The sequence below is a fragment of the Ectobacillus ponti genome, from assembly GCF_024294785.1.
In the GTDB taxonomy this organism is placed as follows: domain Bacteria; phylum Bacillota; class Bacilli; order Bacillales; family Bacillaceae_G; genus Ectobacillus; species Ectobacillus ponti.
This window is the reverse complement of sequence record NZ_JANCLT010000003.1, coordinates 316,920-330,170: the sequence shown is the minus strand read 5'-3', so window position 1 is coordinate 330,170 and position 13,251 is coordinate 316,920. Positions and strand designations below refer to the sequence as shown.

Annotated in this window: 11 protein-coding genes and 1 tRNA gene; 3 read left to right on the top strand and 9 right to left on the bottom strand. The window is 52.4% G+C overall.

What is annotated here, in order from left to right; all coding sequences use genetic code 11:
- Nucleotides 1–60 precede the first annotated feature (60 nt).
- The 8 genes from NK662_RS07940 to NK662_RS07905 form a co-directional block, all read right to left on the bottom strand.
- Nucleotides 61–2,256, bottom strand: a complete 2,196-nt coding sequence (locus tag NK662_RS07940; RefSeq protein WP_254758383.1) for an MMPL family transporter — start codon at nt 2,254–2,256, stop codon at nt 61–63.
- Between the two features lie 32 nt (nt 2,257–2,288).
- Entirely contained in the window at nt 2,289–2,918 is a 630-nt protein-coding gene (locus tag NK662_RS07935; RefSeq protein ID WP_254758382.1) for a phosphatase PAP2 family protein, read from the bottom strand.
- Between the two features lie 53 nt (nt 2,919–2,971).
- Nucleotides 2,972–4,021 (bottom strand): ABC transporter substrate-binding protein, encoded by a 1,050-nt coding sequence (locus tag NK662_RS07930; RefSeq protein ID WP_254758381.1) that lies wholly within the window; start codon nt 4,019–4,021, stop codon nt 2,972–2,974.
- A 13-nt stretch (nt 4,022–4,034) separates the two neighbouring features.
- Nucleotides 4,035–4,826 carry an ABC transporter permease gene (locus tag NK662_RS07925; protein ID WP_254758380.1) on the bottom strand — a complete coding sequence of 264 codons (792 nt, stop codon included), beginning with the start codon at nt 4,824–4,826 and terminating at the stop codon, nt 4,035–4,037.
- Nucleotides 4,823–5,668, bottom strand: a complete 846-nt coding sequence (locus NK662_RS07920; RefSeq protein ID WP_254758379.1) for an ABC transporter permease — start codon at nt 5,666–5,668, stop codon at nt 4,823–4,825. The genes NK662_RS07925 and NK662_RS07920 overlap by 4 nt, the downstream gene beginning before the upstream one ends.
- Nucleotides 5,665–6,648 (bottom strand): ABC transporter ATP-binding protein, encoded by a 984-nt coding sequence (locus NK662_RS07915; protein WP_254758378.1) that lies wholly within the window; start codon nt 6,646–6,648, stop codon nt 5,665–5,667. The genes NK662_RS07920 and NK662_RS07915 overlap by 4 nt, the downstream gene beginning before the upstream one ends.
- Nucleotides 6,649–6,725: 77 nt before the next feature.
- A complete protein-coding gene (locus NK662_RS07910; protein WP_254758377.1) occupies nt 6,726–8,093 on the bottom strand; it encodes an aldehyde dehydrogenase in 1,368 nt (455 codons plus the stop codon).
- A gap of 110 nt (nt 8,094–8,203) precedes the next feature.
- Nucleotides 8,204–10,591 carry an immune inhibitor A domain-containing protein gene (locus NK662_RS07905; RefSeq protein WP_254758376.1) on the bottom strand — a complete coding sequence of 796 codons (2,388 nt, stop codon included), beginning with the start codon at nt 10,589–10,591 and terminating at the stop codon, nt 8,204–8,206.
- Between the two features lie 308 nt (nt 10,592–10,899).
- Here NK662_RS07905 and NK662_RS07900 point away from each other — a divergent pair, with 308 nt between their 5' ends.
- Nucleotides 10,900–11,031: an anti-repressor SinI family protein gene (locus tag NK662_RS07900; RefSeq protein ID WP_254758375.1), complete on the top strand. Its 132-nt coding sequence runs from the start codon at nt 10,900–10,902 to the stop codon at nt 11,029–11,031.
- A gap of 80 nt (nt 11,032–11,111) precedes the next feature.
- Nucleotides 11,112–11,441 carry a helix-turn-helix domain-containing protein gene (locus tag NK662_RS07895; RefSeq protein WP_254758374.1) on the top strand — a complete coding sequence of 110 codons (330 nt, stop codon included), beginning with the start codon at nt 11,112–11,114 and terminating at the stop codon, nt 11,439–11,441.
- 61 nt (nt 11,442–11,502) lie between these two features.
- Here NK662_RS07895 and NK662_RS07890 read toward each other — a convergent pair whose 3' ends face one another.
- A complete protein-coding gene (locus NK662_RS07890; protein WP_254758373.1) occupies nt 11,503–12,714 on the bottom strand; it encodes a D-alanyl-D-alanine carboxypeptidase family protein in 1,212 nt (403 codons plus the stop codon).
- A gap of 217 nt (nt 12,715–12,931) precedes the next feature.
- On the opposite strand from NK662_RS07890, the gene NK662_RS07885 reads away from it, so the two are divergent.
- Nucleotides 12,932–13,003 (top strand) — tRNA-Val (locus tag NK662_RS07885).
- Nucleotides 13,004–13,251 lie beyond the last annotated feature (248 nt).

The following is a 13,251-nucleotide window of genomic DNA, read 5'->3' as shown; positions in this document are numbered from 1 at the left end:
CTGCATCACCCATCCCTGTACTTGTTCTTACCACATACTATTGGCAAAGGGAGGGGGAGCTTATTCATAGCGGGGCTGATGCTTGGCCGCGCTCCTTCGGTTGAACAGCCACCAGTTCCAGTCTCCGAACAGCTTCATCAAGCTCGGCACAAGCAGCAGCCGGATGACGGTGGCATCGAGCAGAATGGCAAGCGCCACCCCGAGCCCCATCTGCTGCACCGGGAGAATATCCGTGAAAGCAAATGCCCCGGTCACGACGATCATGATCAGCGCCGCCGAGGTAATGATGCGGCTTGTCGATACAAGCCCCTCCAGCGTCGCATAATCATTATCCCGCGTTTCCTGGTACAGCTCGTACATGCGGGAAATGAGAAACACCTCATAGTCCATGCTGAGCCCAAATACAAGGCCGAAGATAAACACCGGCAGGACCAGCATGACTGTGCTCTGCTCCAGTCCGAAGCGTCCGCCCTGGAACAACCACACAATGAGGCCGATGGTGGCGCTGAGGCTGAGCAGGTTCATGAGAATGGCCTTCAGCGGGATGAGCAGGGAGCGGAAGGCAGCAAGCAGGATGAAAAAGGTGGACCCCAGAATCACGCTCATGCTGATGCCGATGTTCCGGCGGATTTCATCCTCGAGCTCCTGTTCAAAGGTCGTGACGCCGCCAAGCGTATAGGAGAAGCCCTCCATATCATAGGCAGCCTTAAAATCCCGCACCCACTGCTTGGCTGCCCCGGACTTCGGCTTCTCCTGCAGATACAGCTGCAGCAGCGCCCGTTTTCCATGTGTATAGGCGGTGAAGGCCGGCTGCACGAGATCGCGCTGCGGCGATTCCAGGAGCAGCGACAGCTCCGTGCTGGACATACCGGCCATGCTGAACACACTCGTGACCTGCTTCACGCTCTTATCACGCGCAAGCCTGCGGGCCAGCTCCTCCAGCTTCCGCAGCGTATCGGCCTCTGTCATCGCCTGATTGGCCTCTACAATGACCGTGGCGTCCGCGTTTGTTTTGGCGAGCCGGTTAAACTCCGCTTCATATTGTTCATAAGCAATGCGCGCCTTGCTTTCCTCCGGCAGCGACTCAATGCCCGGGAACTTCAAATCAGCATCGCGCAGCGGCAGCAGGCAGACGGCAATCAGCACCAGCACCATGCCTGTAATCGCTACCGGATATCTCATCACACTGGCTGCGAAGCGCCGCCAGAAGACATGGCCTGTTCCGCTGCCGCGGCCGAGCAGCCGCCTGCCGGTCAGCGACAGGGCTGCCGGCAGCATGGTCAAGGAAAACAGCATGCTCAGCAGCACAACAATCATCCCGCTGATGGCCACAGACTGGATATAATCAATCCGAAAGAAGAACAGCCCGGATAAACCAACGAACACACACAGCCCGGAAAATAAAATGGCCCGGCCCGCTGTTTGATACGTGACCGCCACCGCGTCCTCCACGCTCCGCCGGGACAGCTCCTCGCGAAACCGGTTGACAAACAGGAGGGCGAAATCAATCGAGAGCGCCAGCCCGATCATCGGAGCCACGTTCAGCACGAAAATCGACAGCTCCTTTTCCCGGCCGAGAAAATAGAGCACGCCCATTGTCGCACCCACGCTCAGCGCCCCGTTGATAATTGGCAGGATGGAAGCTGTCAGACTGCCAAAGGAAAGCAGGAGCACCAAAAAGGCAATCGGCAGCCCGATCATTTCTGCCTTCTTCAGGTCGCTCTGGCTGCGCTTGTTAATTTCATCATTGATGACCGTAAATCCCGTCGGAGACACGTCCACCGCGTCGTCGCTCATCATCTCGGCCCGCTTCGCAAAGGCCAGCGTCCGTTTTTCCAGCTCTTTCATGGTGTCTCCCTTTAGCAAAATAGCGGCGTAAGCTATATCTTCCTTCATCATGGCCGGGTTCTGCAAGGGATGGCGAAAGGCCGCATACGGCTCCGTCTTCTGGATGCGCTGAATCATTTCTGCGACACGCTGCTTGTATTCCGGCTGCCCCGTCCCTGCTTTTCGCCGGAATACAAGCAGCAGTGTGTCCTGCGATTGCTTGAAATCCTCCTCGAGGATGCTGCGGGCACGCTGATAATCCCCCGCTGTCTTGAAGCCATCCCCGCCGAGCACGGATGGAAGCTTGGGCGCGAATATACCAAGCGACACCGCAAAGAGGAGCAAAATGCCGATACACGTAAAGCGAAAACGATGAATGAACCGGCCCGTACGCCCCCATCCATCAAGTCCTTGTACAGTTGTTTTCACTGCTTCCGCCTCCTTATGAGGCAGACGGGGTGCTACTGCTTCCGAAAGCGGGCATGCAGGTAGTAATCCGCATAACAGCATCCAATCAGTATTATGCCGCCCAGGCAATACCCGCCGAGCACATCGGACGGATAGTGGGCAGACAACACGACGCGGCTCAGTCCCACAGCCGCAATCAGCAGCACCGCCGCTGCCGCAAAGATTCCCCTCATAGGCTTTCCAACTTTTTCTTGGAATATGAGGTACAGCAGAAAGCCGTACAGAACGATGCTGATCATTGCGTGCCCGCTAGGAAAGCTGTAGCCCGCCTCCTGCACGCCCTCTGCCAGCAGCGGGCGCTCACGGGCAATCATGCCTTTTGCCACCTTATTGGCCAGCTGCGTAAGGGCAACGGCGGCCGGAAATACAAGCATGGACATGATGCGTCTTTTGCGCCAAAGCCAGATCAGCGCCGGCACAAGGACAACAGCCACTCCCGGCTCTGCGCCGGCATGCTTCACCAGCTCAAAGAAAGGGCGCAGGCTCTCCCAGCCCTGCAGCTTTGTTTTCATATATTCATCCACAAACAGCGTCCGGGCGCTGCTGACCTGCAGCGCCATCACTGAAAAAAAGAGAGCTGCCAAGGCGGCAGCCGCAATTGCGAACACATGTGTTCTTCTCATCGTCCCGTCTCCCATAAGAAAATCACGGCCTCTATGAAACCGTGATTCTCACTTTATTTTTGATCTGTCTTTAATTTTGTCCAATACTCGTCATACGTGGTGGTGTCCTTTCCGATGTCCTGCACCCATTCCGTACGGCCAAGCTCTTCCTTGGACAGGAAAATCGCCTTATCGCTGCGGTATTTCTCACTGTGGAGCGGCAGCGCCTTTTCATTCGGATCGCTGTAGCCGATGGATTCATAGTTTTTCGCGCTCACCTTCGGATCCAGCAAATAGTTGATGAATTTCTCGGCCAGCTTCTTATGCTTGGCATTTTTCGGAATCGCAAGTGTATCCGCCCAGATGGTGCTGCCTTCCTTCGGCACCACATAGCCTACATCCGGATTGTCCTTGGCAATATAGGAAGCATCGCCGGACCAGACTGTGCCAATCCATGCTTCCTCGGCGATAAACTTCTGCTTGATATCATCCGTATTGAAGGCCAGCACATTCGGCACAAGCTTCTGCAGATCCTTGTAGGCTGTCTCCAGCTCCGGCTTCGACACAGAGTTGTTGGAGAAGCCGTTCTTCTTCAGCGCCATGCCCAGCACCTCGCGCTGGTCATCGAGCAGGATGACGCGCCCCTTGTACTCCGGCTTCCAGAGGTCGCTCCAGCTCGTCGGCGCCTCCTTCACATACTTCTTATTGTAAGCAATGCCGGTTACGCCCCACGTATATACGACGGAATACTTTCCTTCCGGGTCAAAGGGCGGCGTCTTGAAATCAGGCTGTATATTTTCCAGATTCGGCATATTCTGTTTCTCCAGCGGCGCCAGCAAATCCAGCTTCTTCATCGTCTGGACCATATAGTCGGAAGGCTGGATGACATCATAGCTTGTGCCCCCGGCCTGCAGCTTCGCCAGCAGCTCTTCATTATTGGCAAATACGCTGTAGTTGATTTTCACATTATTTTGCTTCTCAAAGTCCTTTAAAACCTGTTCATCAAAATTGTCGGCCCAGCTGTAGATATTCAGCTCTTCCTTCTTCTCGCCGCAGCCCGCCAAAGCACCGCCGACAAGCAGGACGCTTAAGGCAGCTCCGGCCGCTGTTTTCCACCATTTCATAGCCTCTTCCTCCTTACAGCGGCAAACCGCCTTTTTCTCCATTCTCTCCGCGGCGGCGCAGCCACTCCGAGCCGAGCATCAGCAGGGCAATCAACACAATAAGAAGCGTTGACAGTGCGTTAATTTCCGGCGTGATGCCGCGCTTCACCATGCCGTAAATATAAATCGGGAGCGTTGTCGAACCCGGTCCGGCGACAAAAAACGTGATAACAAAATCATCAATGGACAGCGTAAAGGTCAGCAGCGCGGCTGACAAGACACCCGGCAGCAGCACAGGCAGCGTGACATAGCGGAAGGTTTGCCACGGCGCGGCGCCCAAATCGCCCGCTGCCTCCTCCAGCTCCCGTCCCATGCCGGCCAGCCGGGCCGACACGATAATCACAACAAAGGATATGCTGAACGTGATGTGGGCAATGATAATCGTCAGCTTTCCCAATTCCATGCCCGCCTGGCTGAACAATACCAGAAGCGATAAGCCCATCAGGATATCAGGCACAAGGACCGGCAGGTAGAGAAGGCTGCCAAAGGCACTGCGCCACTTCTGCTTATACCGGTGCAGTCCCAGTGCGCATGCCGTGCCGATTGCGGTTGCCGCAAGTGTCGTCACAGCGGCAATGCTCAAGCTGTTCAGGAACGCCTCCAGCACAGCCGGATCCTGCAGCAAATCCGCATACCAGTGCAGCGTGAATCCGTTCCATTCCGCATTGATGCGGGAGTCATTAAAAGAATAGACAGCCAGCACGAGCAGCGGCAGATATAAAAATAAGAGAATCAGCCAAGCGTATGTTACCAGCAGCTTTTTCATAGCCTGCCGCCTCCATTCTCCCGCGGCCCGGCAATCCGGTAATACAGGAAGATGAGAATCATGGTAAGCAGGACAAGAATGAGTGACAGCGCCGAGCCAAACGGCCAGTTCCGGGCCCCCAGAAATTGATTCTGGATTACATTCCCAATCAGCGGCACCTTGGCCCCGCCCATCACATCAGAAACCACAAACATCCCGATGGAGGACACAAATACCAAAATAGACCCAGAGGCGATACCGGGGCGCGTCAGCGGCAGCGTGACATGCCAGAACGCCTGAAAAGGCGTGGCTCCCAAGTCGGAAGCAGCTTCCAGCTTCCGTTTGTCCAGCTGCTCCAGGGAAGCATATACCGGCAAAATCATGAACGGCAGCAGGGCATATACCATGCCAAGAAGCACAGCGCCCTCGTTGTACAGCAGCTGCAGCGGCACCTCAATGAGGCCCAATTTTAACAATATGGTATTGACGAGCCCTTGAGAACGCAAAATGACGATCCAGGCATAGGAGCGCACCAGAAAGTTGATCCAAAAGGGGAGAGAGACCAACAGCAGCAGCAACGACTGCCGCCGCTTCTCCGCCAATGTGATCATATAAGCAAAGGGATAGCCGATGAGCAGGCACAGCACTGTTGTCAGCAAAGCGATTTTCATAGTTTGCCAGAGCACCTTCACATAGGTTGGTTCCCACACGCGCAGCACATGCTCCAGTGTAAAGCTGTGGACTACTCCGCCATATGTACCGCGCTCCCAAAACGCATAGAGAAACACAACAAGCACCGGAAGCAAAAAGAAGAGGAGCAGCCAAAGGAGTGCGGGAAGCGCCAGCAGTCTTCCAGCTCTCATGACAGCTTCACCTCATCCTTTTTGCGCCAGCTGACAGCCACGATTTGCCCTGTCTGCCAACGCTTTTCGCCCTCTTCCGCCTGGTGGGCAAGCAGCACCTGATTTGTTTCTGCATCCCGCAAGTACAGCTTTTCCAGATTGCCGGTGAACTCGACGTCCTCCACTGTACAAATGCGGCGGTCGATGCTCATCTCCTCCTCAATCGGGCGAAGGTACAGGTGCTCCGGACGGACCGCAATTTCCCCTTCCCTGCCTGCCAAAATATTGTTCTCGCCGATAAACCCGGCTACGAATCTTGTTTGCGGCGTATAATAGATTTCCTTCGGCGCGCCAATTTGCTCGATACGGCCCGCGTTCATGACCGCAATCCGGTCGCTCATGCTCATCGCTTCCTCCTGGTCATGAGTGACATACACAAAAGTGATGCCGAGGTCGCGCTGCAGCTTCTTCAGCTCCCGCTGCAAATCCTTGCGCAGCTTGAAATCCAGGGCGCCCAACGGTTCGTCGAGAAGCAGGACTCGCGGATTGTTCACGATGGCCCGGGCAATTGCCACCCGCTGCTGCTGACCGCCTGACAGCTTGGCCGGCTTGCGGCTGCGCAAATCCGCCAGCTGGGTCAACCGCATGGCCTCATCCGCCCGCTCCTTCTGTTCCGCAGCGGACACCCCCTTCATTTTCAGGCCAAAACGAATATTTTGCTCCACGGTCATATGCGGGAACAACGCGTAGTGCTGAAATACAAGATTCATATTCCGCTTATGCGGCGGCAGACTGTTAATTTGGACACCATCCAAGGAAATGCTTCCTTGCGTCGGCGTCTCAAAGCCGGCAATCATCCGCAGCAGCGTGGTCTTGCCGCAGCCGGACGGGCCTAAAATGGTGAGAAACTCCCCCTCACGTATATCCAAAGACAACGGCGGGATGACGGGCTGCTCATCATACGTTTTCGCAACAGCCTCCAATGCGATAATGGTCTTCATGATTTCATCTCCTCCTTGTCCTTCACGAAAAAACCCCTTCACGAGAAGGGGAGTATACACGTTACAATAAGTCAACCTTATTTTAACAATTTACGGATATATTTTAAAGCATTTTTTGCCGTCCCGTACCGGACCTTCATATCAAATTTCGTCGTTTGATGCAGCACACTCTTATAATGGGAAAACGCCCGGAAGCTGTATTCCCCATGATAGCTGCCCATTCCGCTTTCACCGACGCCGCCAAACGGCAGGTACGGTGTGGCCAGGTGGTAAATGGTATCGTTGACGCATCCCCCGCCGAAGGGAACACGTTCGATGACGTCCCGCTTCACTTTGGCGCTTTCTGTAAATAAGTAGAAGGCCAGCGGCTTCGGATGCTGCACGATGACAGAAATGACATCATCCAGATTCTCATATTCCAGCACCGGCAGAATGGGCCCGAAGATCTCCTCTGCCATGACAGGGTCCTCCCATGTGATGCCGCCCAGCAGCGTTGGCTCAATAATAAGACGCTCGGTGTCACTGCCCCCGCCGGCCAGCACCTCACCGTTTGCCAGGAAAGACGCAAGCCGCCCGAAATGGCGTTCGCTGACAATCCGCACATAGTCTCTATTCTCCACCGGACGCGCCCCGTACCGGGTTTGAATTTCTTCCTTCATATATATAAGAAGTTTTTCTCTGACTGAACGGTGCACATAGAGATAATCCGGCGCGACACATGTCTGGCCGGCATTCAGGAATTTCCCCCACACAATGCGGCGTGCCGCAAGCCGCAAATTCGCGTCATGATGTACAATGCAAGGGCTCTTTCCGCCCAGCTCCAGCGTGACCGGCGTCAGACGCTTGGCCGCCGCCGCCATGACAATTTTGCCGACCGCCACACTGCCGGTGAAAAAGATATGGTCGAACGGCTGCTCCAGCAGCCCGGCGCTTGCTTCCACACCGCCCTCCACCGCAGCAATGTAAGCCGGATCAAACAGTTCGCCAAGCATTGCAGCCATGACCTTGGAGACATTCGGCGTCAGCTCGGACGGCTTTATCACAGCTGTATTGCCAGCCGCAATGGCACCCACGAGCGGCGCAATGGCCAGCTGAAACGGATAGTTCCAGGGGGCGATAATAAGCGTCACACCGTACGGCTCCGGCACAATGTAGCCGGCGGAACCGGCGTGTGTAACCGGCGTTTTCACCTTTTCCGGCTTCATCCAATCCGCCAAATGCTTGCGCGCGAATGAAATCTCCTTCAGCGCATAGCCGATTTCAGTTGTATATGCCTCAAGATCAGACTTATTCAAATCCTGGCGCAGCGCTGCGAAAAGCTCTTCCTCGTATTTTTGAATGCCTTTATACAGAAGCTCCAGCTGCAGCAGGCGAATGGGCAGCGCCCGTGTTTTGCCGCTGTGATAGTACTCCTTTTGTGTTTGGACGAGAGTGGATAGATCCATACCGTACACCTCTTCTCTTCTATCTTATCCCTACTATAGCCCCATTGCCGCCCGTCATGCAAGAATGGACAGAAAAACCGCTGAAGCCTTCGCTCCAGCGGTCATAGTGCTTATTTGTAGATGCGGATTGCACCTGCAGAGTTGTCCTTCGCTTCGCCGATGACCTGGATTTTCAGGCCAAAGTTTGGCACCTTGCGGCCGGCATCCGGAATGTTGCTGTCGATGTAGGACTTGGAATCGTCAAACTGCGTTACGCCGTTCAGGCTCTTATAGTCGAAGATGCCGCGGCTTGGAGAGTTCACATACCAAGCTGGCGTCTTGTCCAAGGAGAATGCAGCGTCCGCAATCTGATAGCGTGTAGAACTCGCATAGGACGGCTTGCCATTCAGCACACCGGCAATCGCTGTTGGATGGGAGTCCACCACACCAAGGAAGCCTTCGCCAGGGTGTACGCCAACCCAGTTGTCCATGAAGCTGTCATCCGCATACCACACGACCATGCCTGTGTTGTATACAGGGCCGCGGCCGTACTGCAGTGCCACGTCGGAGCCTGCGTAGTTTCTCCACTCTACATAGTAGTATTGGTCTTTGTAATCATAACCGCTGGATGTTGTAAAGCCTTTCAGCGTGAACTTCGGCGTGCCTTCTGCATCGTCAGAGAAGACAACGTTGCCGTCCACTGTCAGTGTCGCATTGTCAAGACCGAAGCCGCCGCCCGCCAGGCCACCGTCTGTCTCGTAGTTAAATACGAGCTTCACCTTCTTGCCGGCGAATTGGCTCAGGTCATAGGACTTGTCCACCCATTGGCCTTTAGTTGTTTCAAAGGTTCCATCTTGATTCTCATCGCCAATCAGGTCAACTTGAGTGGCTACACCATCTTCTGTAACAGCCTTTACAGTCAGGTAGTCATAGTCTGCTTCCACTTCATAGAAGGTCTTGAAGTCAAATTTCGCATTTGTTGCATTTGTCAGGTCGAACACAGGTGTTTCCATTGTCGTGTTGACATCGTCACCCTTTGTGCTGAAGTAGTACTGCTTGCCGTCCTGCGGAAGCACGCCTTGTACCGGCTTCTTCGGCAGGTTCACACGAATTGTGCCCGGACGGTTGGACTTTGTTACACTCTGATCCAGATAGGTGTAGAAGCCTTTGCTGTCCAGCTTGTCAAAATCAACCTTCGTCAGATTTGACCAGTTGCCGCCGATTGTGTTTTGGAAGAACTCCAGGTTTTGCGGAGAGAAGCTTGTCGGCGTTGTGCCCGCAATTTTGCCGTTCCAGCTGCCGCCGCTCATGATGGACCAGGACTGAATTGGTTCGCCAGCGCCTGTGTATTGTGTGTCATACTCATCCGGAAGACCAAGGTCATGGCCGAACTCGTGTGCGAATACACCTACCGCACCGTCTTCCGGCTCAATTGTGTAATCGTAAGCCCCCATCTTGCCGCCCCAATAATCTACCTTTGCTGTTGTTCCCGGAACTGCGTATACCCCATTCAGCGTCCAACGGTGGGACCAGATGGCGTCATCGCCCAGCTTGCCGCCGCCCGCCTCTTGGCCGACACCAGCGTGCAGCACCATCAGATGGTCAACGAGACCGTCCGGCTCATTGTAGACGCCGTCGCCATCCATGTCATATTGATCGTACTGGTCATATTGGGAGAGATCCAAACCTTTCGCCACCGCTGCCTTCAACGCATCCTTGACAAGATCACGAGGACCCTTCGGATTCAGGTTGTCGTGGCCGCCATTCGGATTGTCATCGCCGTATTCCTTCGCCGTGCCGGGCACCTTCAGCCAGTCCGTTACATAGCCATCAACCGTGTAGCTGCCGCCGGACTGCTCTTCATAGAATTCTTTGAAAGTCTTAATCTTGGAGCCATCAAACAAAGTGAAATCTTCATCGCCAAATAGCATCTTTTGATAATGTTCGCGGCTGAAGTTATCAGAATACATATATCCTGGCTCTTGCTCGATATTGTTGTGTCCGAAGTCGGAGAATTCAGTCAATAGAACCAATACTTTGTCCTTGCGAACGCTTCCATCATAAGGAGCCTGCTTTGCTTCCGGAGTCGGAACGCCGTTTGCCCCGTTTTTGTTCCCCATTGAGAACCCATGTGCTGCATTGCCGTTATTCAGCGGAGATCTTGCCTTGTCCTTCACTTGGGCATTCGCAGCTTTTACCTTTTTCGTGAAGTTGTAGGCTTCTTCTGTCAAGGAAGACTTCGGCTCTTTCCCCTTATAAGGCCCTTCCTTTTGCTTAATATAGGATTGCACCGCTTGCTGCACCTCTGCTTGAGAAGCTGTGCTGCTGATGACGCCGCGCTGCTGCAAAGCATCCGCCAGGCGCTCTTGTGGAATGAGATGTGTGTCAATTGGTGCGGATGGCGCAACAGAACCCGGGCTGTTTGTTACAGCTTGGGCGGATCCGCCAAATGCCAGCGAGCTTCCGAAGATAGAAGCGATCGCTACTGCAGAAAATACTTTTACAGGCATTTTCTTCATCTTTCATTTTCCCCCTCTTATTTTCAGAATAGTTAACCGTGTATGAATCTTATCTAAATTTAGAAAATTTAGCAATATATTTTAATAAATTTTTCTATATTTTTTGATAAATTTACAAAATTATATATTAAAAGCCAATTCCCTCAAGAATATTGCAAAAATTGTAAGTTTACGCTATAATTTACTCACCTCTTTCCTGCATTTTACATAAATCTCATCCTTTAACATCCTGAAATCTTCATAGATATGTATAACAGCTTCATTTTATTCCAATATATATTTCATATAAAAGAAGAGGAGCATTTACAATGGACATGGCGTATAAAGATTTGGATCCGGAATGGATTGAGTTGATGGCTGACGCACTGGATTTGGGCTTGACTGCCGAGGAAATCAGAAGGTTTTTGGAGAGTGCTCCAGCGTTAAAATCTCTGGTATAGTACCAATAACTAACATTTTTTTAAGGAAATGTGGTATAATAAGTTTATTCATGCATTACACAGGAAAGGTGCACAGTTCTATGATTGGCGAACGCATTAAACAACTGCGCCTCCAAAGGGGCATCTCGTTGACGGAGCTTGCCGAAAGAGCCGGTGTGGCAAAGTCATACATCAGTTCCATTGAACGCAACCTACAGCAAAACCCCTCTATACAATTCCTTGAAAAAATCGCTCATGTACTGAAGGTGCCAGTCGACTCACTGCTGCAAGACAAGCTGCCCGAAGATATGCCATTGGACTCTGAATGGCTCTCACTCGTAAAGGATGCAATGGGTTCCGGTATTTCCAAAGACCAGTTCCGGGAATTTTTGGAGTTTACAAAATGGCGGATGGAGCATAACAAAAAATAAAAAAGCAGCGCATAGGCGCCTGCTTTTTTATTTGGGCCAGAAATAGAAAAGCCGCGTATTCCTACGCAGCTCTTCTTCTTCGCATCGCCTGAATGGCAACTCCCAATCCTGCTCCGCCAAGCAGCGTGATGACGGTAATAGAAGCAGATACTAGTGAAATACCGGTTTTCTCAGCCACCGGCTTCTGGAAGGTGGTTCTCTCTTTGGCCAAAATGTTCACTGAATCCAGTACAGCGCCATTCTTGACAACGTCCACCTGGCCGATGACCTCTCCTTCCCGGATCCCCTCGCGATAGAGCCTGTCCGCATGAAAATGAACGGGCCTTACAACGCTTTGCAGGCTGCCTTGCTCACCCTGCTTCACCATAACATCTGCACTATGCTCCAGCTTGCCGGCAACCCGCTTGTCCAAAAACGGGATGCTCTGTGACCACTTGGCTCCGTCGAGCACGGTCTCCTTGGTCAGCTGCGGAAACGCATAATTCGAGATAATGTTCATGTCATTATAAATTTCCGGCTTTTGCGATGCCATGACAACGTTGATAATGACCGCATCGCCTCTCTTATCAATTTCCACCAGCGTATTGCGGGACTGGTTTGTAAAACCGGTCTTGCCGCCGAGGCATTCTGGATTTTCGAAGAAGGTTGCTTTGTTAAAAATGGAAGCCGTCTGCCTTGAAGTGGCAATGCTTGTGCGCTTGGTGCTCATTGCCTTCATAATTTCCGGATACTTCAGCACGCCCCTTGCAATCATCGCCATATCATACGGCGTTGTATAGTGCTGAGGATCGTGCAGTCCGTTCGGGCGGATGAAATGGCTGTCCTTCGCCCCGAGCTCCACAGCCTTGGCATTCATCAGCTTGGCAAATTCCTCCGGGCTGCCGGCAACCTTCTCTGCGATTGCATAGGCCACATCATTGGCGCTCAGCACCATCAGCGTCATAAGCGCTGTATCGCGGTCCATCGTTTCCCCAACGGCAAACTCCACTTGGTAGTTGCTTTTCTCTTCGTCAAGCGCCTTTTGAGAAAATACAATCTGATCGGCAGGCTTCAAATGCTCCATCAGCACAATGGCCGTCAAAATCTTCGTAATGCTTGCCGGAAATGCCTGATGATGGGCATTTTTGTCATACAGTACGTCACCTGTTTGGGCATTGATGGAGACAGCATATTGACCAAACACATCCGGCTGTCCTTCTGCCCGCACGCCCTGTGCCGGCAGTATGACGAATAGACACAACACGGCTAAAGCCCACTGCCTGAGTCGTTTCATGTCTTTCCCCCTCCTCTTTTCCAATTTCATACAAACAAATCTCCCGTATATTCACATATTCATATTCTCACAGTGCAATATTGGTATGTGGCACACATATTTTACTATATCATAATTTCAGACAGATGAATATCCTTTTAAAAGCTGTTGACATTTCTTTTTACAGACGTTATATTATATTCATAAGCGCTGCACGAACAAGCAGTCATCATACTTTGACTTGTTAGCTCAGTGGGAGAGCACTTCCTTGACAGGGAAGGGGTCGGGGGTTCGAATCCCTCACAGGTCATCAAGCCAATGAAATCAAGGGTTCTCCTTGATTTTTTCTTATTGGAAGGAAAGTGGTCACACATCCTTTCTTTTCTTTCTGTGCACGACCGCATCCTTTCTCAATTTCCATGTTGCATATGGACCTATTGGTTTCCTGTTGCTTCATGAGATTTTTGAGACGGGGTGTGGTTTTTTGTTGCTAAGGTTTGCGTGTCAAGAGTTCTTTGATGATTGGGAGTTTCGGAATCTGTCAGCAAGTGCTGATTA